25 protein-coding genes and 2 pseudogenes are annotated in these 24,253 nt (G+C 41.7%); 14 read left to right on the top strand and 13 right to left on the bottom strand.

All coding sequences use genetic code 11. The features are described from left to right. Nucleotides 1-115: 115 nt before the first annotated feature. Nucleotides 116-976: a GNAT family N-acetyltransferase gene (locus JUI58_RS21150; protein ID WP_204105800.1), complete on the bottom strand. Its 861-nt coding sequence runs from the start codon at nucleotides 974-976 to the stop codon at nucleotides 116-118. After that, nucleotides 969-2,237 carry an ATP-binding protein gene (locus JUI58_RS21145; RefSeq protein ID WP_204105799.1) on the bottom strand — a complete coding sequence of 423 codons (1,269 nt, stop codon included), beginning with the start codon at nucleotides 2,235-2,237 and terminating at the stop codon, nucleotides 969-971. Before JUI58_RS21145 ends, JUI58_RS21150 begins: the two co-directional genes overlap by 8 nt. Nucleotides 2,238-2,508: 271 nt before the next feature. On the opposite strand from JUI58_RS21145, the gene JUI58_RS21140 reads away from it, so the two are divergent. The 5 genes from JUI58_RS21140 (at nucleotide 2,509) to JUI58_RS21120 (ending at nucleotide 6,714) form a co-directional block, all read left to right on the top strand. Further along, complete coding sequence (locus JUI58_RS21140; RefSeq protein WP_204105798.1) at nucleotides 2,509-3,303, top strand: DUF4058 family protein; 795 nt, start codon at nucleotides 2,509-2,511, stop codon at nucleotides 3,301-3,303. A 117-nt stretch (nucleotides 3,304-3,420) separates the two neighbouring features. Continuing rightward, on the top strand, nucleotides 3,421-4,524 hold the full coding sequence (locus JUI58_RS21135; protein ID WP_204105797.1) for a hypothetical protein: 1,104 nt from the start codon (nucleotides 3,421-3,423) through the stop codon (nucleotides 4,522-4,524). 22 nt (nucleotides 4,525-4,546) lie between these two features. After that, entirely contained in the window at nucleotides 4,547-5,032 is a 486-nt protein-coding gene (gene sixA, locus JUI58_RS21130; protein ID WP_204105796.1) for a phosphohistidine phosphatase SixA, read from the top strand. A 152-nt stretch (nucleotides 5,033-5,184) separates the two neighbouring features. Continuing rightward, complete coding sequence (locus JUI58_RS21125; RefSeq protein ID WP_204105795.1) at nucleotides 5,185-6,360, top strand: citrate synthase; 1,176 nt, start codon at nucleotides 5,185-5,187, stop codon at nucleotides 6,358-6,360. Between the two features lie 234 nt (nucleotides 6,361-6,594). Beyond that, a complete protein-coding gene (locus JUI58_RS21120) occupies nucleotides 6,595-6,714 on the top strand; it encodes a photosystem II protein Y (protein WP_323226971.1) in 120 nt (39 codons plus the stop codon). 86 nt (nucleotides 6,715-6,800) lie between these two features. Here JUI58_RS21120 and JUI58_RS27900 read toward each other — a convergent pair. The 4 genes and pseudogenes from JUI58_RS27900 to JUI58_RS21095 all read right to left on the bottom strand — a co-directional run bounded on the left by JUI58_RS27900 (nucleotide 6,801) and on the right by JUI58_RS21095 (nucleotide 9,364). Beyond that, nucleotides 6,801-7,495, bottom strand: a pseudogene (locus JUI58_RS27900) (PD-(D/E)XK nuclease family transposase). Between the two features lie 8 nt (nucleotides 7,496-7,503). Continuing rightward, the gene (gene mdh, locus JUI58_RS21105) at nucleotides 7,504-8,472 is read right to left on the bottom strand and encodes a malate dehydrogenase (protein WP_204105792.1); all 969 of its coding nucleotides are present in this window, start codon (nucleotides 8,470-8,472) and stop codon (nucleotides 7,504-7,506) included. A gap of 54 nt (nucleotides 8,473-8,526) precedes the next feature. After that, complete coding sequence (locus JUI58_RS21100) at nucleotides 8,527-8,745, bottom strand: NAD(P)H-quinone oxidoreductase subunit O (RefSeq protein ID WP_204105791.1); 219 nt, start codon at nucleotides 8,743-8,745, stop codon at nucleotides 8,527-8,529. Nucleotides 8,746-8,947: 202 nt separating this feature from the next. After that, nucleotides 8,948-9,364: a hypothetical protein gene (locus tag JUI58_RS21095; RefSeq protein WP_204105790.1), complete on the bottom strand. Its 417-nt coding sequence runs from the start codon at nucleotides 9,362-9,364 to the stop codon at nucleotides 8,948-8,950. A gap of 56 nt (nucleotides 9,365-9,420) precedes the next feature. Here JUI58_RS21095 and wecB point away from each other — a divergent pair, with 56 nt between their 5' ends. Beyond that, nucleotides 9,421-10,536, top strand: a complete 1,116-nt coding sequence (gene wecB / locus JUI58_RS21090; RefSeq protein ID WP_204105789.1) for a UDP-N-acetylglucosamine 2-epimerase (non-hydrolyzing) — start codon at nucleotides 9,421-9,423, stop codon at nucleotides 10,534-10,536. Nucleotides 10,537-10,628: 92 nt separating this feature from the next. Here wecB and JUI58_RS21085 read toward each other — a convergent pair whose 3' ends face one another. Further along, a complete protein-coding gene (locus JUI58_RS21085) occupies nucleotides 10,629-12,467 on the bottom strand; it encodes an ABC transporter ATP-binding protein (protein WP_204105788.1) in 1,839 nt (612 codons plus the stop codon). Between the two features lie 154 nt (nucleotides 12,468-12,621). Between JUI58_RS21085 and trpD the strand changes: the two genes are divergently transcribed. Next, nucleotides 12,622-13,674 (top strand): anthranilate phosphoribosyltransferase, encoded by a 1,053-nt coding sequence (gene trpD / locus JUI58_RS21080; protein ID WP_204105787.1) that lies wholly within the window; start codon nucleotides 12,622-12,624, stop codon nucleotides 13,672-13,674. Between the two features lie 129 nt (nucleotides 13,675-13,803). Here the strand turns inward: trpD and JUI58_RS21075 are convergent, their stop codons facing one another. Beyond that, nucleotides 13,804-14,181 carry an ectoine synthase gene (locus JUI58_RS21075; RefSeq protein ID WP_204105786.1) on the bottom strand — a complete coding sequence of 126 codons (378 nt, stop codon included), beginning with the start codon at nucleotides 14,179-14,181 and terminating at the stop codon, nucleotides 13,804-13,806. A gap of 78 nt (nucleotides 14,182-14,259) precedes the next feature. Beyond that, on the bottom strand, nucleotides 14,260-15,258 hold the full coding sequence (locus JUI58_RS21070) for a DMT family transporter (protein WP_204105785.1): 999 nt from the start codon (nucleotides 15,256-15,258) through the stop codon (nucleotides 14,260-14,262). A 329-nt stretch (nucleotides 15,259-15,587) separates the two neighbouring features. Here JUI58_RS21070 and JUI58_RS27895 point away from each other — a divergent pair. The 3 genes and pseudogenes from JUI58_RS27895 to gpmI all read left to right on the top strand — a co-directional run. Continuing rightward, nucleotides 15,588-15,716 (top strand): annotated as a pseudogene (locus JUI58_RS27895) (anthranilate phosphoribosyltransferase); the annotation flags it as partial. Nucleotides 15,717-15,759: 43 nt separating this feature from the next. Then, nucleotides 15,760-17,820: a DUF262 domain-containing protein gene (locus JUI58_RS21060; RefSeq protein ID WP_204105783.1), complete on the top strand. Its 2,061-nt coding sequence runs from the start codon at nucleotides 15,760-15,762 to the stop codon at nucleotides 17,818-17,820. 302 nt (nucleotides 17,821-18,122) lie between these two features. Continuing rightward, nucleotides 18,123-19,733 (top strand): 2,3-bisphosphoglycerate-independent phosphoglycerate mutase, encoded by a 1,611-nt coding sequence (gpmI, locus tag JUI58_RS21055; RefSeq protein ID WP_204105782.1) that lies wholly within the window; start codon nucleotides 18,123-18,125, stop codon nucleotides 19,731-19,733. Between the two features lie 19 nt (nucleotides 19,734-19,752). Here gpmI and JUI58_RS21050 read toward each other — a convergent pair whose 3' ends face one another. Further along, nucleotides 19,753-20,175: a hypothetical protein gene (locus JUI58_RS21050; protein ID WP_204105781.1), complete on the bottom strand. Its 423-nt coding sequence runs from the start codon at nucleotides 20,173-20,175 to the stop codon at nucleotides 19,753-19,755. Nucleotides 20,176-20,306: 131 nt separating this feature from the next. Here JUI58_RS21050 and JUI58_RS21045 point away from each other — a divergent pair, with 131 nt between their 5' ends. From JUI58_RS21045 to JUI58_RS21035, 3 genes are all read left to right on the top strand, one after another. After that, nucleotides 20,307-21,170, top strand: a complete 864-nt coding sequence (locus tag JUI58_RS21045) for an alpha/beta fold hydrolase (RefSeq protein WP_239121622.1) — start codon at nucleotides 20,307-20,309, stop codon at nucleotides 21,168-21,170. A gap of 125 nt (nucleotides 21,171-21,295) precedes the next feature. After that, on the top strand, nucleotides 21,296-21,901 hold the full coding sequence (locus tag JUI58_RS21040; protein ID WP_204105780.1) for a DNA N-6-adenine-methyltransferase: 606 nt from the start codon (nucleotides 21,296-21,298) through the stop codon (nucleotides 21,899-21,901). 21 nt (nucleotides 21,902-21,922) lie between these two features. Beyond that, nucleotides 21,923-22,327: a transcriptional regulator gene (locus JUI58_RS21035; RefSeq protein WP_204105779.1), complete on the top strand. Its 405-nt coding sequence runs from the start codon at nucleotides 21,923-21,925 to the stop codon at nucleotides 22,325-22,327. Nucleotides 22,328-22,337: 10 nt separating this feature from the next. Here JUI58_RS21035 and JUI58_RS21030 read toward each other — a convergent pair whose 3' ends face one another. The 3 genes from JUI58_RS21030 to JUI58_RS21020 form a co-directional block, all read right to left on the bottom strand. Then, nucleotides 22,338-22,721 carry a hypothetical protein gene (locus JUI58_RS21030; RefSeq protein ID WP_204105778.1) on the bottom strand — a complete coding sequence of 128 codons (384 nt, stop codon included), beginning with the start codon at nucleotides 22,719-22,721 and terminating at the stop codon, nucleotides 22,338-22,340. 115 nt (nucleotides 22,722-22,836) lie between these two features. Then, entirely contained in the window at nucleotides 22,837-22,998 is a 162-nt protein-coding gene (locus tag JUI58_RS21025) for a hypothetical protein (RefSeq protein ID WP_204105777.1), read from the bottom strand. Continuing rightward, a complete protein-coding gene (locus JUI58_RS21020) occupies nucleotides 22,991-23,707 on the bottom strand; it encodes a Uma2 family endonuclease (RefSeq protein ID WP_204105776.1) in 717 nt (238 codons plus the stop codon). The genes JUI58_RS21025 and JUI58_RS21020 overlap by 8 nt, the downstream gene beginning before the upstream one ends. 151 nt (nucleotides 23,708-23,858) lie before the next feature. Here JUI58_RS21020 and JUI58_RS21015 point away from each other — a divergent pair, with 151 nt between their 5' ends. After that, nucleotides 23,859-24,149, top strand: coding sequence for a type II toxin-antitoxin system Phd/YefM family antitoxin (locus tag JUI58_RS21015; protein ID WP_204105775.1), 291 nt, complete (start codon nucleotides 23,859-23,861; stop codon nucleotides 24,147-24,149). Nucleotides 24,150-24,253: the final 104 nt, after the last annotated feature.

Below are 24,253 nucleotides of genomic sequence, written 5' to 3'. Positions count from 1 at the left end.
TAGGATACGTTTCGATCCCCCTAAATCCCCCTTAAAAAGGGGGACTTCCGGATTCTCCCCCCTTATTAAGGGGGGCTGGGGGGGATCAAATTGATAACTAGCAAGTTGAGTTAAACTATTTTAATTGTTTGCCAAACAGTGCATATTGTCGAATGGGTTTCGTGTAGTAGCGACTAATATTATAGGAAGGATTGGCTTTATTCATTAGGGCATGAATGACTCGTTTATAACCCAATTGGGAGGCGATCGCATGACACTTTTCCACCAAAATGCTCCCCAATCCAGCATAATTTTTTTGGGGAAGAATAGCAACAGTTTTGAGAATAACAGTTTCGATCGCACTTCCCCGTTGTGCTTCTAAGGCATCGGGAAGCGCGAATAAGAAGCCTATTGGTTTGTTTTGGTCTTCTTCAGCAATGACAATAAGTTCGGGCTGGATATAGGGCAAAATTGGGCGATAGAGGGAGATAAATTCGGTTTTGGAGATGGGTTGATAGAGGAAATTTTGGCGAAATGCGGCGATCGCGATTTGATAAATTTTTTCCAGTTCTGTTTCTACGTTTTCTCGATTTAAGGGACGAATGGTTATGCCGCGATCGCCTAAGCGTTTTTTAACTGGAATTAAACGGCGATCGCGAATTTTTAAGTCATTACAAAGGGCAGAATAGTAATGAGCAATGGGGAAAAATTCTTGTTCTAAAAAGACTTGATATAAGGAATTGGGAGTATTGGGTTCGAGAAAAAAAGGCGGATAATTTTCCCCTTCCGTCACTAGGCGATAATTATACCATGTATTGCCATCAATGGGGGCGATCGCAAAAGTACATTCTTGCTCTCGCAAATGTTGACAAGCACTTTGAAGTAAAACTGTAGCAGACTCGGTATTATTGCGAGAAAAATTGCCAATATATCCCGTAGAATGTCCTTGATAAGCGATCGTATTTTGCCACCAAATCTTCAACGAATTATTATCCATTCTCAAGGCTCAATTCTGCTTTGAGAAAATCAATAAATTGTCTGGCAGTGCGTCCAGAACGTCCATTATGACGGGTTGCCCATTGTTTAGCACGAAACTCCAAATCTTCCGTTTCGAGCTTAATATTAGCTTCTAGGGCTAAATGATGAATGATTTCTAAATAGGTGTCTTGATTGGCGGGTTCAAAAGTTAAAGTCAAGCCAAAGCGATCGCTAAAAGATAATTTTTCTTGCATTGTATCCCAAGAATGAACCTCATCGCTATCTCTGGGACGAGGGCGATCTTCAAAGAATTCGCGAATTAAATGACGGCGGTTAGAAGTAGCATAAACTAGAACATTATTTGCTTTTGCTGTTACACTTCCTTCTAGGACAACCTTCAGGGATTTAAAGGCTTCATCGTCTTCTTCAAAGGAGAGATCGTCTACAAAAATAATGAATTTTTGACTAATATTTCGCAGTTGTTCTAAAATTGCTGATAAATCGTACAATTCTGACTTACTCACTTCAATTAATCGTAGCCCGCGATCGCCAAATTTTCCCAATAATCCTTTCACTAAAGATGATTTTCCCGAGCCGCGACTGCCATACAGCAAGACGTGCAAAGCGGGATAACCTGCTAATAAGAATTCTGTATTTTTAATTAATGTTGCTTTTTGCATTTCATAGCCAACAATTTCTGTAAGTTGGATAGGATCGGGATGGGAAATTCCCTTTAATTGTCCTTTTTGCCAGCGTAAAGCACGATAGCGAGAAAAAATTCCTGTTCCATTTTGACAATAATGTTCTGCTAATTGCGGTAATACTTCGCTCCAATTGTTATACTGATGAAGAAAATGCGATCGCGTTCCTTCAATATGCCAAACAACGGGTAATTCTTGCATTTTACAGGTTGCCCGCACCCACTTACTCAACTGTTCTTCGCTACAACAATAGAGAAAATTTAAGGCTTGTAGATCGTATTGAACAGCAGCAATTAATGCAGGGGGTAAGGCATCAAGGGAAATCTGTTGAACTTGTCGGCTAAAGGGATTATCATCCCATAAAATTTGCTGAATGAGGTAATCTTGCCAGTTTTTTCCTGTCTCTGCCAAAGTTTTAAACCAACGACCATAAGCCTGCAAACAATGAATTGAATTACCTTCTTTTAGTGTGGAGAGAAGCGATACAAATGCCCGTCCAACATTGTTGTCGAGAACATTTTGATAGAGAAGCAACGAAGCGGCTTGTTGTTGGAGAAAATTGATCGAAGGATTGGACATAGTTGATAGTTGAGAGTTGATAGTTGATAGTTAATAGTTGAGAGTTGAGAGTTGAGAGTTGAGAGTTGATAGTTGATAGTTGATAGTTGATAGTTGATAGCGGGGAAAAGATAGTTGATAGTTGGGAGCGATCGCTTATAATCAATAGAAGTAAGACTTGACTTAAGTTAAGGAGCGAGACACTCCTACTGTATTCTAGCGCTATGGTTGTGCGTACATCCTGCCTGCTGATGCGTAAGTTCTATGAAAGAAAAATTTTGGTTTTGAAATTATGCGATCGCCACTGCCTGGAATGAATCCTTATTTGGAACAACCTCTGTTTTGGTCGGCGTTTCACAGTCGGCTAATTGTGGCGATCGCCGACGCGATCGCTCCCCAAATTCGTCCTCAATATTACGTCGAAATCGAAACCCGTATCTATTTCAGTACAGAAGAAAACGAGGTACTGGTTGGCATTCCCGATGCACTGGTATTTTCCTCTCAATCTTCAATTCCAACTGAGTTAAACCCAATTGATAACAACGCGATCGCTACGACTGCGACAAAAACCCAACCTCAACAAGTGACGGTGCCAATGCCCAAAGAAATTAAGGAAAGATATCTCGAAATTAGGGAAGTTGCTACTGGTGAAGTGGTCACAGTTATTGAAGTGCTTTCCCCTAAAAACAAGCAAGCTGGTGTAGGAAGACATAAATATGAAGAAAAACGTTTAACAATTTTGGCAAGTCTAACCCATTTAGTTGAAATCGATCTCTTGCGGGGAGGGAGAGCTATGAGCCTAGGTGGAAATATTTCCAAAACCCACTACCATATTCTCGTATCTCCCAGCGAAAAACGTCCCCAAGCTATCTTATACGGGTTTTCACTGCGAGAACCGATTCCCAGTTTTCCCCTCCCTCTCAAGGGCAATAATCTTGCTCCTATAGTGGAAATGCAGTCCATTTTTGAGGGGATTTACGAACGAGCAGGTTACGATCTCAGAATTGACTATACGCAACCCACACCTCCTCCTGCATTATCTGAAAGCGATCGCATTTGGTGGCAAAATTGCGTGCAATCCGACTAATCCATTACCGATGACCTGATATCGGGATATACTTTGGCAAGAAGGAAATGCTCGATCGCGCCATTGTTTGCTATTTTCCTTGGAATCACCCTGCGATCGCGATAAACTCAAACAAATATGACCAGTCCGGAATCTTCTCGTCAATCAGATATCGCTCGCTCTCTAGCTCTGCTCGATCGCTATGGGTTCGATACAAAAGGCTATATGAGTACGGAATTAGTGGCTCGTTGGTTGGAAAAATACGAGCCTCACTGGATTCGTCTGGCTGCGATCGAAGCCCTCTATCAGGGTCGCTACAAGGTCATTTCCGTTGAACAAATCCTCACCCTCTGGCATCGTCGCGGCCAGCCAACACCCCATTTTAATAGCGATTTTGAGCGTCTGATTTCTCGCAAATTACCGGATTATTTCCCCACTTATCCTCAACTGGAATATTTAGAAGAAAACGCGATCGCCCAACGTCCAGAAAAGCCATTCCGTCCCATTGAACCCTTTGGTCTATTTTCCAGGATCGAATTACGAAAAAGTGTAGGTATTCGCAGTTGGCAAGTTAATCGCGAAACTGTGCCGGATAAGATCAAACGTTTTAGCGAACCCTCTCCCTTATCTTCTCCTCTACAAATTATCCCCCCAGCATTAGCGGTTATTCGCGCTCATGCGGGGTTAAGTCGCATTTTTTCCATTCTCGAGTCCGGTCTATTTATCGTCCCTCAATTAGCTCTTCCTCCCGTCCTTTCCGCAGAAATAGAGTTGTTGAGGGAGGAAGAAATCCCAGAAAAAGAGTGGATTTTTGAAATTGGTGAACCCGAGCAATTATCAGACCTAGAGTTATCAACAAGGGAAGTTGAAGAGCGCGATCGCCTTAAAATGTCTCTGGAAGAATCTTATCTCCAGACAGCCAATCTTTCTCTAGATGAGTTAGAAAATCTGGAATTGTTAGACGAATTAGAAAAAATTGAGATCGAGAAACCAAAAGTTCAGAAAGAAAAAAAATACACTCAAGACGCTCAAATCTCAGAAGTCAAAAAAACGAGTAAAAAAGCAAAATCTCCGGTTTTACCCAATCCCAATCTGGAAAAACTCTATTTTTTTCGGAGCAATATTATCACTTTTACGCCCAATAAAACTAATAGTTATTTTTTCAATAAACTGAAACGATTTATTCCCATCTCCTCTAACACGATCGCAAATCCCGATCTAGAATTAAATCTCTGGGACTAACAAGGAGTTGCATCTAGACCTCATGTACATTTATTTAATTCGCCACGGTATCGCCGGCGATCGCGCCAAATATTCCAACGATGCCGATCGCCCCCTAACCGATATTGGGCGTAACAAAACTAAAAAAGTCGCGAAACGCCTATTCGATCTCGATCTTCGTTTTGATATTATCCTCACCAGTCCTTTAGTGAGGGCAATGGAGACAGCAAAAATCCTCCAAGAAGTCCAGTTGTGTAAAAAGATAGAAACCTTTGAGCCTCTTTCTCCCAACGGCGATATCAATATCTGGATAAACTGGTATGCCCTCCATAAAAGTTGTAATAGTATCGCCCTCGTCGGACACCAGCCCGATTTGGGGAATTGGGCTGAAATTTTGACCTGGGGCAAAACGCAAGAAAAACTAATTGTTAAAAAAGCAGGGGTGATTGGAGTGAGAATTTCAGAAAACGGCACACCCATTGGTAATAGTGAGATTTTTTTACTGAGTTCACCAAAATGGTTGGTTTAATTGAGGTAGAATTATGATGATTTGTAAATCATTTTAAAGAATTATTATTGATTAATAATCAAATCCAAAGACTTTGGTATCAAAAAGCATCATTCTGGTTTTCGCTTTTAGTTTAGATTATTAGTAAGTTTTTTGCGATATTGCTAGAGATTATGACAGTTTGCGAGTACATTCCGGGTTTAGAAAATATCCCCGCCGCGCGATCGAGCATTAGTTATGTAGATGGAAAGCAGGGAATTCTCGAATATCGAGGCATTCCCATTGAAGAGTTGGCACAGAAAAGCACCTCCCTTGAAACAGCCTATCTTTTGATTTGGGGTCGTTTGCCCTCAAAAGAGGAACTCGCGACCTTTGAAGCAGATATTTACAACCATCGTCGCATCAAATATCGCATTCGCGACATGATGAAGTGCTTCCCAGAAACCGGACACCCGATGGATGCCTTGCAAACATCTGCCGCCGCTTTGGGGTTATTTTATGCCCGCCGTACTCTCAACGATCCCGCTTATATTTGGGATGCTGTGGTGCGTTTGATGGCAAAAATCCCCACAATGGTAGCCGCATTTAAGTTGATGCGGAAAGGAAACGATCCCATTCAACCCCGAGACGATCTTGACTATGCGACCAACTTTTTATATATGCTCACGGAGCAGGTTCCCGATCCCATTGCTGCGCGAATTTTTGATGTTTGTTTAATTCTCCATGCGGAACATACCATTAATGCGTCCACATTTTCAGCGATGGTAACTTCTTCCACTCTGACAGATCCTTATGCGGTAGTTGCATCGGCGGTGGGAACTTTGGCGGGTCCTCTACATGGGGGAGCAAATGAAGAGGTGATCGAGATGTTAAACGAGATTGGTTCTATCGAGAATGTCCGCGCTTATGTTGAAGATTGTGTCACCAACAAGAAAAAAATTATGGGCTTCGGACACCGAGTCTATAAGGTCAAAGACCCTCGGGCAACAATTTTGCAAACTTTAGCAGAACGTTTGTTCGATCAGCGCGGTCGCGATCGCATTTACGATATTGCGGTGGAATTGGAAAAGGTCATAGAGGAGAAATTAGGACACAAGGGAATTTATGCCAATGTAGATTTTTATTCCGGTTTGGTTTACCGCAAGTTAGGCATTCCTACGGATTTATTTACACCCATTTTCGCGATCGCTCGGGTGGCTGGCTGGTTGGCTCACTGGCGGGAGCAAATTAACGAAAATCGGATTTTCCGTCCCACGCAAATTTACCAGGGGGAACACGGTATTCCTTATGTTGCTCTAGGAGATCGGGTGCATCGCGATCCTTTGGTCTCGGTTGCGGACGATCGGTAAGGAATTATCGGGAATTGGAAATTTTTCCCTTTTCTCTAACCCATCGAAGCAAATTTTGGGTGGATAGCGCGATCGCCTATCTGCCCAAAAATACTGAAAAGGCGGGGAAATTATCCCAAAAGCCAAATAATTTGCTCGAGATGTTGAACAAATTATTGTTTATATGGAAGAATGGGAGAAAGTTTAAAATATTTTAAGATTTCTTCAATTTTAGGGAGGATACGAAAAATGGGTATTGATTGGCGGATTGTTGTGGTACTTGCTCCCATCCTTATTGCCGCAGGATGGGCAGGTTTCAATATTTTGGCCGTTGCGTTGGGTCAAGTTCAATCATTCTTGAATAAAGAAGGTTAAACTATCATACATTTGTTCTAATCGCGACACAATTTCCGTGCCGCGATTTTTTGTTGTCATGTTTGTTGTCATGAGGACTGAAACAGCTAGGGAATGAGATGATCTAGCAACCAATTTTCTAAATCCTCGATACGATTAAAATCCAAGAAATCTTCTCCCAAAGTTTCCAAATTTTCAATTGATAAGTCTTTAATCTTGCTACTAATTTCCCCAGGAATCTCTCCAAAACGCTTTTTAAGTTGACGCAAGATTAAGGCGATCGCCTCTTGAAAACGTCCTTCTTGTTGTCCTTCTTGTCTTCCTTCTTGTCGTCCTTCCTGTCTTCCTCTTTCTCGTCCTTCTTGTTGAGCGTAAGTAATTTTTCCTTTCTCATCTTGTAACATCATCCCACGACGATCTACAATTTCAAACTCTTCTACTGTCATATTTGCCTGACTCGCTAAATTTAACGCCAGTTCTATTTCTAATACTTCTTCTAAACTTGCGGGGATACTCTCCAAACTTGTTGCTTCCTTGAGGAAATAAATCCATTTATCGGTTAAATTTTCCAACTCTGGGAGGTTTTTCTTAAACTTTGGTAACTCAACAAAGATTAACTGTAATTCTTCATCGGGATAGGCAAAATTTTTCGTTTTCTCTTGAAAGACAAATCGGCTAATTGTCTCCTCTTCTCTCCCTTATAAATAATTGCATTGAGAAAGCTGATTAAGATATCTTGGCTTTGTTCTGAGCCAAATATTTTCTTAAAGGCATAATCAATTTTAGGGCTGATAAATCTCATTTTTTTGTCTACTCCGCTAATACTTTCAGAGCAATATCCACATTCTTTCGTACTGATTTTGCTGAAGTGTGTAATTCAGCTAATTCTTTATCATTCAGTTCTAGTTCGATAATTTTTTCAATCCCTTTGTTGCCCAAACGACAGGGAACCCCAATAAAAACATCTTTTAAGCCATACTCTCCTTGTAAATAGGCGGCGGCGGGTAATAAATTCGAGCGATCGCGCAAAATCGCGCCGATCATCTGACAAGCAGCAGAAGCAGGGGCGAAATAGGCTCCTCCCTTTTTAAATAATTGTACTAATTCTGCGCCCCCGTTACGAGTTCTCTCCATCAACCGCGCGATCGCCTCTGCATCGAGCAATTCTTTTAAAGGCACCCCTCCCACCGTACAATAGCGAGGTAAGGGAAGCATTAAATCTCCATGACCGCCCAGAACCATCGTACTGACATCTGCGATCGCGACCCCCAATTCCATCGCAATAAAGGTTTGCAGCCTGGTCGCATCTAACACCCCTGCCATGCCCATGACCCGTTCTGACGGCAATTGCGTCGCGTGCCATGCTACATAGGTCATCACATCTAAAGGATTAGTGACCACAATTAAGAGGGCATTGGGAGAATAGGCGATCGCTTTTTGGGCAGCCTCGGCCACGATTTTGGCATTCATGCCGATCAAGTCATCGCGATTCATTCCGGGTTGACGGGGAAATCCTGCTGTGATGACCACAATATCCGCATTAGCTGTCTCGGCATAATCGTTAGTGCCGACAATCTGGCGATCGTGGGCTTCGAGTCCCCGCGCCTGTAATAGATCTAACGCTATCCCTTGAGGAAGCCCGTCAACGACATCCAGTAACACCACATTGGCTAAATTGTTCTCGATAATGCGTTGGGCGAGGGTTGAACCGACTTTTCCTGCACCGATGACGCAAACGCGAGGGGATACAGAGGGTTGAGGGGATAGAGAAGAGGTCATAAAGGCAAAGGAAAAGAAAGAGAAAGAATGAAAGGGGGAGATCGCGATCGGCAATTAATCAGCCAGTTCTAATTGATCCAATTTGAACCAAATACTCGGGGTGGGGACATAGAACTTGACAAAAGCATAATCGCCGTCGATATCCACAATCTCCCCTTTACTGTCAAAAAGATAGGGAGGAAAACGAGAATCGCTGGCTGTTGCTTCCAGGCTATTTTCCAACTGTTCTCGAATGATACGGACTAAAGCGCCTTTTTTAATTTTTGCTGCCATAATCAAAAGTTAACGGGTTTTTAGGGGGTATTTTCGACATCTTCTCATTTTGGCACAGTTTTTTACTGGAATTGTCAGCATTGCTTAAAAATTGATAACGAGAAAGTTTCCTCGTTTTCTATCTCAGTAGAGGCGATCGCCAAACCAGGTTACAACTTGTTATCTAACTTGTTATTATCTAACTGGTTCTCTATTCGTCTGTCTAGCGGGTAACGGGTTTACCATTTAAAGGGATGCTGGGTTCGCGATCGCATAAACTAATATGCGCGTGCCAACGCGAAGGAAAATCTGGATCGATGAAAGTAATTGCAAATCTTCCCCAATGATAGGTCGGTTTACCATTTGCGCCTTCTCTATAAGTATCGCAACGCAGAGAAGAAGAGTTTTGAACCCAATAACCTGTATAAGAGCCTCGATTTGTATATACTCCTGCTAAACCATCTATAAAGATTAATCCATCGCGGCCATAAGACCAAATCGCGGTTCTATTGCGGTCTTCTTGATAGATGACATCATATTCTTCCGTTGACCAAACCTCGTCTCCTAAAGCTCTTTGGGGTATAAAGGGAAAGGTACAAGTTAGGAAGGCGAAGATAAGCAAAAAACTGTTATTTTTCATAGCATTGATCTCGATTTATTTCTGAAAATTTCTGAAAATTAAGGATTGTTCCTTCTATGTCAATTTGTATCATTCTCGGGACGCGACCCGAAGCGATTAAACTCGCCCCGGTTATCCAGCAATTTCGGACTTTTTCGCCGTTAAAAACTTACACGATCCTCACTGGACAACATCGAGAAATGGTGGATCGAGTCATGCAGTTATTTCAGTTGCAAGCCGATCGCGACCTCAATATCATGCAACCTAAACAGAGTTTAACAGATATTACCTGCGGCACGTTGCGGGGACTCGAGGAGATTTTCCTTGAAATCAAACCCAGTCTGGTCTTAGTACAAGGGGATACGACTACTGCTTTTACCTCTGCCTTAGCTGCATTTTATCAACAAATTCCCGTTGCTCATGTTGAAGCTGGATTGCGTACCGACGATTTATTTAATCCCTACCCAGAAGAAGCCAATCGACGCTTAATTTCTCAAATTGGTCAAATTCATTTTGCGCCAACTCTCCTCGCTGTGGAGAATTTAAGGCGATCGGGGGTGACGGGGGCTATTCATCAAACGGGAAATACTGTAATTGACGCACTCTTAAGGGCGGCTAAAGCGCGTCCTGAATGTCCAATTAATGGCTTAGATTGGGACAAATATCGGGTCTTGCTGGCGACTGTCCATCGGCGAGAAAATTGGGGAAAACCTTTAGAGGATATTTTGTCGGGATTCGAGCAAATTTTAGCAGAATTTCCCGATACAGCCTTGCTGTTGCCTTTACATCGCAATCCTACTGTTAGGAATCCTATTCAAAATCGCTTGGGAGAACATCCGAGAGTTTTTCTCACAGAACCTCTTGATTATGCCCAACTGGTGGGGGCGATTCAACGGTGCTATTTACTTCTCACAGATTCGGGAGGATTGCAAGAGGAAGCCCCCAGTTTAGGTAAACCTGTTTTAGTTTTGCGGGAAACAACCGAACGCCCTGAAGCGGTGGAAGCGGGAACGGCTAAATTAGTAGGGACGAATGCTAAGGCGATCGCCGAAGCCGCTTCTGGGCTATTAAAGAATAACTCAGCCTACGAAATCATGGCTAATGCAATTAATCCTTTTGGAGACGGTCATGCTTCCGAACGAATTGTTCAAATTGTCACTGATTATTTAGCTGAAAAAGAAAAGATAAAATAACGTCTAGTCATAGATCGATCGCGGTTTGGCTAAGATAACCCGCTTCAAAATCGGCGATCGCTTTCTTGTCGCAAAACGAGTTAAACCTCCACCTAAAAATCCCCCGTAGGAATAGAGGCAATAAGTTGACGAGTATAATCGGTTTTAGGATTTTCGTAAATCTCATCAGCTTGGTCAATTTCTTCAATTTTGCCACGATTCATGACCATAATGCGATCGCTCATAAATTTAACGACGCTTAAATCGTGAGAAATGAAAATATAGGTCAAACCAAATTCAGTTTGTAACTCTTTTAATAAGTTTAAAACCTGCGCTTGTACAGATACATCTAATGCTGAAACCGACTCATCACAGATAATAAACTTAGGGTTAAGTGCCAAAGCCCTTGCAATACAAACACGCTGTCGTTGTCCTCCAGAAAACTCGTGAGGATAGGACTTCATATTATCAGCAGATAATCCCACTCGTTCTAATAAATAAGCAGCGCGATCGCGGCGATCGCGATCGTTTTTTCCGATTCCATGAACCTGTAACGGTTCCATAATTGCCTTCCCAACACTCAAGCGAGGATTGAGAGAATTATAAGGATTTTGGAAGATAATTTGTATCTCCCTTCGCAAATGACGCAAGCGCTTTTTAGCAATTTTAGTAATCGAATTTCCAGCAAAAACAATCGTTCCTTTTAATTCCGGCGTGAGGCGTAATAATGTTCGTGCTAAGGTTGATTTACCACAGCCAGACTCCCCCACTAATCCCAAGGTTTCTCCTTCATAAACCTTGAAAGAAACGTCATTCACTGCCTTAAAATACTGTTTGGTTAAACCAAAAACACTTTTTAAAGGAAAGCCGACGACTAAGCGATCGACAGAGAGTATCGGTTTTGATATTTGCGGTTTTGATTTTTGAGTTTTTGGGTGGGAAGGTTCAACAATATTGTGTTCCTTTTCTCGGATAATAATTTGACCGTTTTCTCCTGCTTCAACTTCCATAAAATCCGCAACAGTAGGCAAAAAATCCACCTTCATATCCAAGCGAGGACGACAAGCTAATAAACCTTTGGTATAAGGGTGTTGAGGATGATGAAAAATGCGATCGCGATCGCCCTCCTCGACAATTTTCCCCTTATACATGACGGCTATGCGATCGGCGACTTCCACAATTACCCCGAGATCGTGGGTAATAAAAATCATCGACATTTTTCGCGCTTTACACAAGTCTCGCAATAAGTTTAGAATACTAGCCTGTACGGTTACATCAAGCGCCGTTGTGGGTTCGTCAGCAATTAATAAAGTGGGATTACAAGAAATGGCCATGGCGATCGTAACTCGCTGTAATTGTCCTCCTGATAATTCGTGAGGATAGCGCTTGAGAATCCCTCTTTTCCGTTCGTTAACTTCCTTAATTAAATCCCCTTCCCCGATCGCTTCTCTTCCCTGTTCTTTGCGTTCTTCAACAATGGTTTCTTGTAACTCTTCATCAGAAGGTAAAAGGCGAACTTCTTGTAAAGATAAGATCGCCCTTCGTCTTGCTTCGGAAGGAGAAACTTTTTGATGTAGGCGAATAGCTTCTGTGAGTTGAAATCCGATGTTATAGACTGGATTAAGGGCGGACATGGGTTCTTGAAAAATCATGGCGATCGCCCCCCCGCGATATTCTCGCCGTTTCTCCTCGGGTAATGCTTGTAAATCGATCGGATTCTCTCCAGATTCGGGACAAAACCAGATTTCTCCCTCGGTAATTTTGCCTGGATAGGGAATCAAACCGAGAATAGCTAAAGAAGTCACAGATTTTCCCGATCCAGATTCTCCAACAATACCAAGAGTTTGACCGCGATCGATTTTAAAATCAATGCCATCAACAGCAAGAATGGAGTTATCTTCTGTGAAAAATTGAACTTGTAGGTTACGAACGTTAAGAACGGTATCGGTCATGCGATGTTAGGCGTTAGCGCGAAAAAAATTCAGAATGATTTTAACAATTTGGCACCCCAAACCTTGTATCTTAAACAGCAATTATGCCATATCGAGCTTAATAAAAAAGGGTAAAGCCCCATCTCCTATTATCTCAACTTAATTCACACAAAAAATGGTACAAAGCGTGACAACAGAAACAAACTGGCCTGATTTTCTCCAACAACTTCTCGATCGCCAATCTCTCTCTCAAGATCAAGCCTCTCAATTGATGCAAGGTTGGCTCAAAGAAGAGATTCCTGCGGTTCTCTCCGGTGCCATCTTAGCAGCAATTCAAGCCAAAGGGGTATCGGCGGCAGAATTGGCAGGAATGGCACAGGTTTTGCAGGCTCAATCTTTGCAGCAAGAGGCGATCGCCCACGATCGCCCGGTTATCGATACTTGTGGGACGGGGGGAGATGGGGCCCATACCTTTAATATTTCCACAGCCGTGGCCTTTGTTTGTGCGGCTGGGGGGGTTGCCGTGGCGAAACACGGCAATCGTTCCGCTTCGAGTAAGGTGGGGTCTGCGGATGTTTTAGAAGCCCTTGGAGTGCATTTAAAGGCGCATCCAGAGAAGATTCGAGGGGCATTGTCGGAGGTGGGGATTACTTTCTTATTTGCCCCAGGTTGGCACCCTGCTATGAAAGCAGTTGTCCCTTTTCGCAAAACCTTAAAAGTCCGGACGGTCTTTAATTTGTTGGGTCCCTTGGTGAATCCTCTGCGGCCAACGGGGCAAGTTATTGGGGTGTTTGACGGGCAGTTTGTGCCGAGAATGGCAGAAGCATTACAAATGTTGGGAATGTCCAAGGCGATCGTTTTGCACGGACGAGAAAAGCTGGATGAAGCGGGTTTAGGGGATGCAACGGATCTGGCTGTTGTTGCGGATGGGACGATGCGATCGCACATTCTCGATCCTCAGTCTTTGGGCATTACTCGGGCATCTCTGGAACAATTAAGAGGGGGAGAAGTTGCCGAAAATACGGAGATTTTACGCAATGTTTTACAAGGAAAAGGTACTCAAGCACATCAAGATGTGGTGGCTTTAAATGCTTCTTTAGCGTTGCAAGTTGGGGAAGCTGTACCGTTTTTAGATCATGCTAAAGGAGTAGAAAAGGCGCGAGAAATTCTCCAAAGTGGTGCCGCTTGGGACAAAGTTGAAGAGTTGGTTAAGTTTTTGGAGAGTTAGGACGGGAAATTCTGCTTATAATGCGATCGCTATTTTTTATGCTAGAAATTCCATCTAAGCTAAATTGAGCGATCGCCCTACAGATTTGATTAAATGGCAAGGCGATCGGAGAGTGCGCTTTCTGGAAAATCAGTAATTAGAACTCTTTTCTCCATCTAAATTGTGGGCTTCATTTCCCTGCAAAGGAGGTGTAAACATACAAACCAAGCGCATATTGGTTTTTGCCCTGAGATAATGTTTATCATGTTTGTCGAGGGCATAGAGAGAACCAACTTCAATAGGATACACGACCCCATCTGCCTCAATTTCGCCCGATCCTTCGATACAGTAACAAGTCTCTTTATGATTTTTATATTCAAGTAAAGATTCACTGTTGGCGAGAATTGTTGTATCGGTGACGGTATAACCCATACCATCTCGTTCTAATAAAAATCGACGGCTTTGACCATTTCCCCAAGCAACATCTCGATCGGTACCAATTAAATCTGCAAGCGTTTTAACAATCATAATTTTTGGAGCAATAATTTTTGTTCTCTTAATTATTTGATCGTCCGCAGAGAAATCCGTAGATTGTTTATCTTTTCTTTAGTTTGCGATCGCCGATTGTTCTCGAAGTTGTTCTGATTTTTCCACCCCTTCACCTGATTTTGCTAAATAAATTCCTAAAAAGAGGATCGGCAGGGATAACCGATCTAACATCGTCAATTGTTCGGCAAAAATAATCCAAGCAAGAAAGGAACTAATGGAAATATCTAGCATCAGGGCGATCGCGGCAAATCCAGATGTGACTTGTTTGAGACTGTAATAAAATAAAAAATGACCGAGTACTTGAACAATGAAGCCCAAAGATACAACTAAAACCCATCCCGATAGAGAAGTGGGAAAGAGAGAATGCCCATGCAAAACAGCATCAAAAACGGCAAAAGGAAAGGCAAACAAACCCGCAAAAAAACAAACTCCCAGCGTTACAGTTAACGTTGAAAGTTTATCGCGAAGTTTCCCAATAATCAGCAATTCTCCACTGAACAGAATCCCAGAAAATAAAGCAAGACCATCGCCAAATAACGATTCTTGGAGAAATTGTAAATCTTCCAGACTGACGATACTTGCTCCAGTAATTGTTAGGATTAAACCGAGTATAAATTTGCGATCGAAAGATTGGCCAAATAGCAACCAAGCACCAAGAGTAGTAAAAATCGGGTTTTGATAGTGTAGCAAACAAGAATGGGCAATTGTTGTCAGATCGAAAGACAATGCCCAAGTGATTAATGTCCCAGCTAAACACATTCCTGCTCCCATTAAAAGCAACCAATGCTGTAATGTTAACGGCTCTTGTGTTAGTATTTCTTTGCCATTCTTCTTGGCGATCGCGTTTTGGAAACAATAAATACTGCCCAAGGCAACACTGGCAATCCAAAAACGATTAAAAATAATGGCTTCTGGGTGTAATTCTGCCATCAGAGATTTGGTCAAAATTGCTGAGAGAGAAAGAAGCACAACTCCCAAGCTCAAGGCGATAAAAGTAACCTGAGTTCTTTGCGGCCTTATGATTTTGATATCCGTCAATTGCAGGCAAATATTCATCGATTGAATAGTTTTTTAAGATGAGATTAAGAAGGTGTTAAAACTCATGGCAAAGATCGAGTTTACTGGAATTTTGCTCGCTTACTTTCCAGTCATTTTGGCTTGTGTCTTTTTTAGATTTTCTTTATAATCAATTGGGTTTACGCTATCCAGTGTAGTTCTTCTTCCGGCGATCGTCACGCCCTCAGAATACAGAGCGATCGCCTCGACTGGGAAGGAAGGAACGAGTTAAGGTACAATCCAGAAGTGCTTACTTTATCCCAAATACCCGATTAAACGAGCAAGTGAGCAATACGCCCCTAAACCAAACGGCTCATCAAGTGTAAATGTTGGGAATGTCTAAGGCGATCGTTTTACACGGACGGGAAAAGCTGGATGAAGCGGGTTTAGGGGATGCAACGGATCTGGCTGTTGTTGCTGATGGGACGATGCGATCGCACTGGAAAATTTTATCAGAGTCAAATCGACGAAAAGACAATTATTTTTTACTTACAGCTAATTATGAAAGCATCCGAAGAAAAGCTCGATCGATTCTTATCTCAGAATGAAACGCAATTTGTCATTCCCATTTACCAAAGAAATTACGATTGGAAGTATTCAGAATGTGGACAGCTTTTAGATGATATTTTTGAACTAGGAAAAGATGACAATCTGAATGCTCATTTTATTGGCAGTATTGTTTATATTCATGACGATGTTTATTTTGCTGGAGGAATTAGAGAGTTAACCATAATTGATGGACAGCAGCGCTTGACAACTGTAACGTTAATTTATTTAGTTCTCTATAGACTTGCTAAATTACTGGGAAATGACCGTTTGGTAAATCAAATTAATAAAACCTATCTGATTAATGAATTTGCAGATGATGAAGAAAAATTAAAATTAAGACCGACAGATAATAACGATCGTGCTTTAAAGTATCTTCTCCGTGACGATCCTCAAGAAGAATATCATACTTTTTCCCGATTAATCGAGAATTTTAATTACTTTAAAACCAAAATAAATGAGAACAATTATGAATTTGTTCGTAAAGGATTAAAAAAATTAATGTTCGTTAAAATTTCTCTGGAACGAGAAAAAGATGATCCGCAAAGAATTTTTGAAAGTCTTAACTCAACAGGTCTAGCACTATCCCAAGCCGATCTTATCAGAAACTATATTTTAATGAGACTCAATCGAAAGTCTCAAAATCAAATTTATGATAACTACTGGGAATATATAGAACAACTAGCAAAAGATGAATTAAAGAATGAAAGTAGAGTTTCTGACTACATCCGAGACTATCTAACGCTTGAAAATAAGAGGATTCCTAATAAAAATAAAGTTTATCAGGAATTCAAAGATAAGTATCCTATATCGACGATTGAAGAATTAGAAAAAAATCTTAAATCTATCAAGAAATTTGTCATATATTATAATAAGCTATTAAATCCAGCTAAGGAAAATGATAAAGATATTCGACTTCAGCTAGAATTTATTAAGCAGCTAGAGATCAATGTTACTTATCCATTTTTACTTAAAATTTATGATGATTATTCAACGGAATTAATCTCAAAAAAAATATTTATTGGAGTATTAGAAATCATTCAATCTTTTACATGGAGACGGTTTATTATCGGTCTACCACCAAGTGCATTAAATCAAATTTTTATGCGTCTTTATGAAGATGTCAATCATGAAAATTATTTACCTTCAATCCAATTCGCTCTAACCAAGAAAAAAGGAAGTCAAATATTTCCGAGAGATACAGAGGTTCTCCATGCTCTTAAAGAAAAAAATATGTATGATGTTCAATCAAAAAATAGAATTTATTTCCTAAAAAGACTTGAAAACTATGAAAATAAAGAACCTGTTAAAATAGAAGACAATGATAGTCTGACAATAGAACATATTTTTCCTCAAAATCCAGATCCGCAATGGAAAATTGACTTAGGAAAAGAAGAATATAATTTAATTAGAGAAAACTATGTGAATACAATCGCTAATCTTACGCTATCGGGAAATAATGGCAAGCTGGGAAACAAACCTTTTCTGATTAAACGAGATATGAATATTGATGGTAAAGAGCAAGGTTATAAATATAGCCGACTTTGGTTAAATCGCTATCTGACGGAGATAGATCGATGGGGAAAAGAAGAGATTGAGAAGAGATTTGAAATTATTAAAGAAAGATTTTTGAAAATATGGATATTCCCGGAAGTTGAAGTTGAGGAAAAAATAGTTTTTGATGTCAATATTTTTGATGCAGAAGAGCCAACAGGTAAAAAATTAGAATATGCGATCTTTTTCGATCGCAAATTGGATATATCAAGTGTTACAGATTTGTATCTAGAAGTAATGAAAATTTTGTTTAATTTACAACCTGAAACTTTCTTTACTTCGAGTTTAAGCGAATATCTACGAATTACAAAAGACCCACAACAATGCAGTAGACCAAATTCCCTTAATGAAACATATTTTATAGACACAAAGCTAAGTAGCAAACACAAATTTGATCGGCTCAAAAAAACTCTAACTATTTTGGACTGTGAAGATGAACTAATGATTAAGTATAAAGATTAAATGTAGGTTAATTTTTTTGAGCTTAATTAATATATTAATCAACCAAGTTCAAACCGCGATCGCATCTTAATAATCAAGTAATTTCAACCGGCGATCGCAATCTTAACTTTTCGATCGATATTTTCACATCCTTCCCCCGATCGTGTTTTGTCAGCGCGATCGCAAAGAACTAGGAAGGAAGGAGCGAATTAAGGTACAATCTAGAAGTGCTTACTTTATCCCAATACCCGATTAAACGAGCAAGTGAGCAATACGTCCAGAAACCAAACGGCTTAACAAGTGTAGAGGTTAAAAGTCCGAATATGTCTAAAACTTCATCTCTTTCTTCCGTATCTCCTGCGGTACTCGTCATTTTAGATGGCTGGGGTTATCGCGAAGCAAGCGATGGAAACGCGATCGAAGTCGCGAAAACCCCGATTATGGATAGTCTCTGGGAGGCTTATCCTAAAACCTTAATTCGCACATCCGGTAAAGATGTTGGCTTACCCGAGGGTCAAATGGGTAACTCAGAAGTCGGACACCTGAATCTTGGTGCAGGTCGCATTGTACCTCAAGAACTGGTTCGCATTTCTGATGCGGTGGAAGATCGTTCCATTCAGCGAAATCCCGCTTTAGTCGAAATTTGCCAAAAGGTACGCAAAGCCGGAACAAAATTACATTTATTTGGACTTTGTTCTGATGGGGGCGTACACTCTCACCTAAATCATTTAATTGGCTTGCTGGAAATTGCCAAGGCTCAAGATATTGACGATGTTTGTATCCATGCGTTTACCGATGGTCGCGATACTATGACCACAGAAGGCGCAAATTACCTGCAACAGATTGAAGACAGCATTAAAACCATTGGAGTCGGCCGCATCGCCACCATTAGCGGTCGTTACTATGCAATGGATCGCGATCGCCGTTGGGATCGCGTCCGCAAGGCTTATAACATTATTACTGGCGACGGTGATGGTAGTGGATATACTGCCGTAGAAACACTTAAATATTTCTACTTAAAGAAAATCACGGACGAATTTATACCACCAACCCGAATTGCCCCCGGTGCTGTGGAAGCGGGGGATGGAATTATTTTCTTTAACTTCCGTCCCGATCGTTCTCGCCAATTAACCTCTGTTTTTGTTCAACCAGATTTTGATAGTTTTGAACGGAAATTCATTCAACCTCTGCATTTTGCCACTTTTACCCAATACGATCCCCATTTTCCCGTTGCTGTTGCTTTCCCTCCCCAAAACCTGACCAATATTTTAGGGGAAGTCATCGCCGATCGCGGCTTGAAACAATTCCGCACTGCTGAAACGGAAAAATATCCCCACGTTACCTATTTCTTCAATGGTGGCTTAGAAACCCCCGTAGCAGGAGAAGACCGGGAACTGATTCAAAGTCCAATGGTGGCCACCTACGATAAGGCTCCCGCTATGTCCGCCGAATTGGTCACGGATACCGCCTCTGCTGCCCTAGAAAAGGGCATTTACTCCCTCATCGTGATGAACTACGCTAACCCGGATATGGTGGGTCATACGGGCAATATGGAAGCCGCTTTAACGGCGATCGAAACCGTCGATCGCTGTCTCGGTCGTCTCGTGGAAGCCGTTAGCAAAGCCGGAGGAACAATGTTAATTACCGCCGATCACGGTAATGCAGAATATATGTGGGACGAAGACCATAAACCTTGGACAGCGCACACCACCAACCCCGTACCGTTTATTTTAATTGAAGGGGAAAAACTGAAGATTCCCGGTCACGGCACCGATGTACAACTGCGAGACGATGGGCGTTTGTGCGATATTGCTCCTACTATCCTAGAAATTTTAGGCTTACCGCAACCGGAAGAAATGACTGGGCGATCGCTTCTCCAACCCGTCGGTTTTGAGGTTAAACCCAATCGTACCCCCGTTAAAGTTTCCCTTTAACGGCGATCGGTGCAGGGAATTACCCATTCCTAAATAACTCAAAAACCTGACGGCTAAACCCTTTTAACCTCTCCGCGACATCTGTAGCGGGGAGGTATTTTCCTTCAAACTGCCAATTAGCGATAGTGGAGAGTCGCCAGGCTTCCCCTTGATGATTAAAAGCGGCGGTTTCCATACCAATTAACTCATAAGAGTCTTCGAGGGGGTCTTGATAAAAGCGAATTTGTACGAGAATACTGCGACCTTGGAAACGAGGACTCCACCCCGGAAAGTGGAAACCAATATCGATGGAGTCGGGATCTAACCATTCTTGGGTATCTGGGTCATTGCGCCAAGGCTTGAGATCCGCCTTTGCATCGGGAAACTCCGCCTTAAACAAATTCACCACGGCGGCGATTTTGCTGGCAACTTTGACGCTTCTGACCTGTTCTGCTGCGTTCACGCCCTTCCTCCTCGGTTAACGAAACTTAAAGAATGGTTTATCTACTATTTACGAACAAACTTAGCAAATCTGTTCGTTAATTTACGGAATGGGAAAAAATTTGGCGATCGCGATCGCGTATTCTGTCCATAATGTCATCCATTCAGAAAAATAAAAAAAGAGTGTTAATCAAAGATAGTATTGCTGTTGGTTCTCTGGAGTGGTTTTATCGGGAGGAGAAACCCGAAGGAGAAACCGATCGCCTCCCAGTGGTTTTATTGCACGGTATTCCTTCCCAAAGTTATAGTTGGCGGTTTGTGATGCCTCTGCTGTCCGATCGCGGTTATCGGGCGATCGCGCCAGACTGGATCGGTCACGGTTTTTCTGATAAGCCGGAAAAGTGGAATTTTGCCTACACTCCCGATGCTTATATTGCAGTTTTAGGTAAGTTATTTGATGCTTGGAAACTGGATAAAATTCATTTAGTTGTGCAAGGATTTTTAGGCTCTGTGGGCTTACAATATGCTTTGCGAAATCGCGATCGCATCGCCAGTTTATTGATTTTAAATACACCTCTTTCAACCCAAGCCAAACTACCTTGGAAAATGCGAACTTGGGGGATTCCCTACGTGGGGGATATGCTAACCCAAGACCCTCTTTTAATCGATCGCACTCTGGAAGGAGGAAGCGGTTTTGTGATTCAAGATGATGATTTAGATATTTATCGTCGTCCTTTTTTACAGGCATCTGATGTCGGAAGGGCATTAACTGCGACAGTACAGAATCTTCGCCTGGCTAAAGCAATGGAGGAAATTGAAAAGGGTTTAGCAGAATGGGACAAACCCACGCAAATTATTTGGGGAGAAGGTGATCCTTGGTTAACCCTTGATGCAGTGGAGAGTCTTGCTAATACGAATAGCAATATTAAACTGGAAAAATTAGCAGAAGCCAAACATTATCCTCAAGAACATTGGGGGAAAGAAGTTGGCGCGATCGTGACGCGATTTTTGCCTTAACATTGCCTTAACATTGTTGGCGATTTGGTTTTGGAAATGCGATCGCTTTGCAATACTATGATAACGCGATCGCATTTTGTCAAGCCAGTTGGTTGGAAAAATCTGGTTGAAGTACAAGCAATACAATGACAGCAGGCAGAAAAACAAACAGTCAGAATCAACATTGGGGAACACCTAAAATTTATGTTGATGCGGTTAAAAACTTTTTTGGTGGTAAAATTTCTCTCGATCCCTGTTCCAATCAATATTCAATTGTAGGAGCAGAAATAGAATACTTATTGCCCGATCGCGACGGTTTAGAAGAATCATGGAATTATCCAACAATTTATGTTAATCCTCCTTACGGATCGGATAAAAAACGAAAGACAACAATCAAAAACTGGCTGGAAAAATGCGTTATAGCACATCAAAAATATCGCTCTGAAGTCTTAGCATTAGTTCCCGTGGCGACCAATACCGGACATTGGAAAAAGAATGTTTTTAGTAAAGCAACTGCAATCTGTTTTTTGTACGATACGCGCCTGAAATTCTTAGAAAATGGTCAAAATATAGGTAAAGGTGCGCCTATGTCCTGTGCAATGATCTATTGGGGGAAAAAGTATGCTCAATTTTATCAAATTTTTATTAACTATGGTGCAGTGGTTGATATTAGATATTTACAAAATGAGATCATCGGCCCTGAAAGAAAGGAATATCAGTTACCATTATTTGAAACATTAGAAATAGTTTAGCTTTTCTTCAAAATCGGAAAAATGACCCTTACTTTTGATTCTAAAATTTACAGTGATTTACTACTTAAGCATCAGCCTCGAATTATCAAAACAGAGGAAGATAACGAAAAATTTCTCGCAGTCGTGGAGGAGCTTATCTCTCGCTCTCATTTAACACCAGAAGAAGATACTTTTTTGGAACTTTTAGTAAAACTAATTGAAGATTTTGAAGAGAAAAATTATAAACTTAATGTTTCAACACCGCGATCGCGCTTGCTTCATTTGCTGGAGGCTAGAAATTTACAACAATCCGATCTAGCAAGCGTTTTTGGTTCTCGAGAACTTGCTTCTCAAATTATCAGTGGAGAATGTGCGATCGCCCGAGAACAAGCTGAAATTTTAGGTCAATTCCTCCAGGTCGATCCGAGTTTATTTTTGTTGAATTAGGCGATCGTGATCAATCCCTCGTATCGCTTTGAATTTGTTGGAGAAGACTTTGAGAACGCTGAATGGCTGCTTCTAGTTCGAGTTCTGCAAGGCGATCGAGTTCTTGTCGATCGCCATCTGAGAGAGCGTTTCTCGTGGCTGAGGTCTCGTGAAATCGAGCCATTAAATCTTGTAATTTTTTGTGTTGTTGGGACGGGAAAAAGCGATCGCTTTGAGTACGATGCAAGATAATTGCGGTTGCACTATCTCGAACAATTCCAGCATCATTTAATTGTTGTTCGATATTATCCAATGCTTGACCGGGAGTGGAACCGATCGCTTGTTTTTGGCCGCAGATGGCTCGATATTTTGCGGTGCGATCGTCCGATTCTGGAATAATTGCGATCGTTGTCATTTTAGCGTGTTTGACAATACATTGGTTTTAATTATAGCGCGATCGCTTTTCAGTTTGGAGAGTTGAGGCGATCGCAAAACAAAAATCTATGTTTGTCTCGGATCGTTGAGAGTCATCAAGTTGAAATGACTTGCTTGTATTGTTGTGCTAATGACCGTAACTTTTTGAGTAATGTGTGGGAGATCGCTAACCCCAAAGCTGCGATCGGGAAATGGGTGAGATCGCATTGCATAGCTGTTTCATAGCAGTGCGATCGCGGTTGTAAGAGTTTAATCATGGGGGAGTTCGATCCCGTTGTCTATCAATAATTGAGCAAGGCGATCGGCTCTTTCTCGCTCTCGTTCCTCTCCCAAAAGCACCAAATTCTCCTCGGGGTCGTAGAAACGCAGCCAAGAGGCCGTCTCTCGCAATATTGTTCCTTCCCATGTTCCCAACCACAACCCCAGATTGTCACACCACAACCAACCGCGATCGCTTGGCGTTAATGCTTCATAACGTCCGTTTGCACCCAATCGCCACCCTTGTAGGGATTCGGGGTCGAAAGGGTCGTAAACAAAATAATTGCGCGTGCGAAATGTTCTCTCGTAAAGAACTCTTTTTTCTGCTAAATCCGTACTTGCAGTTGAAGGGGATAATAATTCGATAACGACATCGGGATAGCGTCCTTGTTCGTCCCAAATGACCCAACCTTGGCGCTCTCTCGTTCCATCCACATCCAGCACCACAAAGAAATCGGGTCCGCGAAAGTCCTTATTTTTGACCTGCGATCGGCTGAAGTACAGGAACATATTCCCCCCAGCAAAATAATCATCGCGTTCGCGATATGCCTCGTGTAGGGACTCGATTAAAACATTGATGGCGATGCGATGGCGGTTGCTTTCCAAGGGTTCTCCGTCGTCAAATATTAAATTGGTTGGGGGAGGCGAAGGGACAAACTCCTCAATAGATTGGGTTTTTGGATTTTGTTCTTCAACTTTGACAGACATGGCGAGTTTCCCGTGGTTTCTCCCATCCTATCAATTTTGAGGGCGATCGCATCTCGTCCGGCGTTGTCGGGAGTGCGATCGCTTCTTTGCGATTCAATCGACAAAAAAGTTTCAAAGAATTATCATAAAATAATGCGATCCCACAAAAATTATGACTTTCGATCTTCGTAATATTCATCCCCTCTCAGATTTCCAACGAAGTGCTAAATCATTTCTGGCAACCCTTAAAGAATCCCAATCTCCGATCGTGCTTACTGTAAATGGTAAAGCAGCCGTTGTCGTTCAAGAAGCCGAAAGCTATCAACGCTTACTCGAACGCATGGAATTACTCGAATCAATGGTTGGACTTCGCAAAAGTTTGGACGAATTTGAGCAAGGAAAAGGAATGCTTTTAGACGAGGCATTTCAACAATTGCGAGAAAAACATGACATACCAGATTAAAATTTCGCCGACTGCGATCGCTTTAGTACGGAGCCATTCCTATTAATATTTACTGTTGTTCTTATCAACATTTTATATTAATCCCAATCAATCAAAGCACAATC

It is taken from the genome of Spirulina sp. CCY15215 (genome assembly GCF_016888125.1).
Taxonomy (GTDB): Bacteria; Cyanobacteriota; Cyanobacteriia; order Cyanobacteriales; family Spirulinaceae; genus CCY15215.
This window is presented reverse-complemented; position numbering and strand designations above follow the sequence as displayed.

Coding starts and splice junctions, on each gene's coding strand:
- JUI58_RS21150 (WP_204105800.1), bottom strand. CDS start 976: ATGGATAATAATTCGTTGAAGATTTGGTGGCAAAATACGATCGCTTAT.
- JUI58_RS21145 (WP_204105799.1), bottom strand. CDS start 2,237: ATGTCCAATCCTTCGATCAATTTTCTCCAACAACAAGCCGCTTCGTTG.
- JUI58_RS21140 (WP_204105798.1), top strand. CDS start 2,509: ATGCGATCGCCACTGCCTGGAATGAATCCTTATTTGGAACAACCTCTG.
- JUI58_RS21135 (WP_204105797.1), top strand. CDS start 3,421: ATGACCAGTCCGGAATCTTCTCGTCAATCAGATATCGCTCGCTCTCTA.
- sixA (WP_204105796.1), top strand. CDS start 4,547: ATGTACATTTATTTAATTCGCCACGGTATCGCCGGCGATCGCGCCAAA.
- JUI58_RS21125 (WP_204105795.1), top strand. CDS start 5,185: ATGACAGTTTGCGAGTACATTCCGGGTTTAGAAAATATCCCCGCCGCG.
- mdh (WP_204105792.1), bottom strand. CDS start 8,472: ATGACCTCTTCTCTATCCCCTCAACCCTCTGTATCCCCTCGCGTTTGC.
- JUI58_RS21100 (WP_204105791.1), bottom strand. CDS start 8,745: ATGGCAGCAAAAATTAAAAAAGGCGCTTTAGTCCGTATCATTCGAGAA.
- JUI58_RS21095 (WP_204105790.1), bottom strand. CDS start 9,364: ATGAAAAATAACAGTTTTTTGCTTATCTTCGCCTTCCTAACTTGTACC.
- wecB (WP_204105789.1), top strand. CDS start 9,421: ATGTCAATTTGTATCATTCTCGGGACGCGACCCGAAGCGATTAAACTC.
- JUI58_RS21085 (WP_204105788.1), bottom strand. CDS start 12,467: ATGACCGATACCGTTCTTAACGTTCGTAACCTACAAGTTCAATTTTTC.
- trpD (WP_204105787.1), top strand. CDS start 12,622: ATGGTACAAAGCGTGACAACAGAAACAAACTGGCCTGATTTTCTCCAA.
- JUI58_RS21075 (WP_204105786.1), bottom strand. CDS start 14,181: ATGATTGTTAAAACGCTTGCAGATTTAATTGGTACCGATCGAGATGTT.
- JUI58_RS21070 (WP_204105785.1), bottom strand. CDS start 15,258: ATGAATATTTGCCTGCAATTGACGGATATCAAAATCATAAGGCCGCAA.
- JUI58_RS21060 (WP_204105783.1), top strand. CDS start 15,760: ATGAAAGCATCCGAAGAAAAGCTCGATCGATTCTTATCTCAGAATGAA.
- gpmI (WP_204105782.1), top strand. CDS start 18,123: ATGTCTAAAACTTCATCTCTTTCTTCCGTATCTCCTGCGGTACTCGTC.
- JUI58_RS21045 (WP_239121622.1), top strand. CDS start 20,307: ATGTCATCCATTCAGAAAAATAAAAAAAGAGTGTTAATCAAAGATAGT.
- JUI58_RS21040 (WP_204105780.1), top strand. CDS start 21,296: ATGACAGCAGGCAGAAAAACAAACAGTCAGAATCAACATTGGGGAACA.
- JUI58_RS21035 (WP_204105779.1), top strand. CDS start 21,923: ATGACCCTTACTTTTGATTCTAAAATTTACAGTGATTTACTACTTAAG.
- JUI58_RS21030 (WP_204105778.1), bottom strand. CDS start 22,721: ATGACAACGATCGCAATTATTCCAGAATCGGACGATCGCACCGCAAAA.
- JUI58_RS21025 (WP_204105777.1), bottom strand. CDS start 22,998: ATGATTAAACTCTTACAACCGCGATCGCACTGCTATGAAACAGCTATG.
- JUI58_RS21020 (WP_204105776.1), bottom strand. CDS start 23,707: ATGTCTGTCAAAGTTGAAGAACAAAATCCAAAAACCCAATCTATTGAG.
- JUI58_RS21015 (WP_204105775.1), top strand. CDS start 23,859: ATGACTTTCGATCTTCGTAATATTCATCCCCTCTCAGATTTCCAACGA.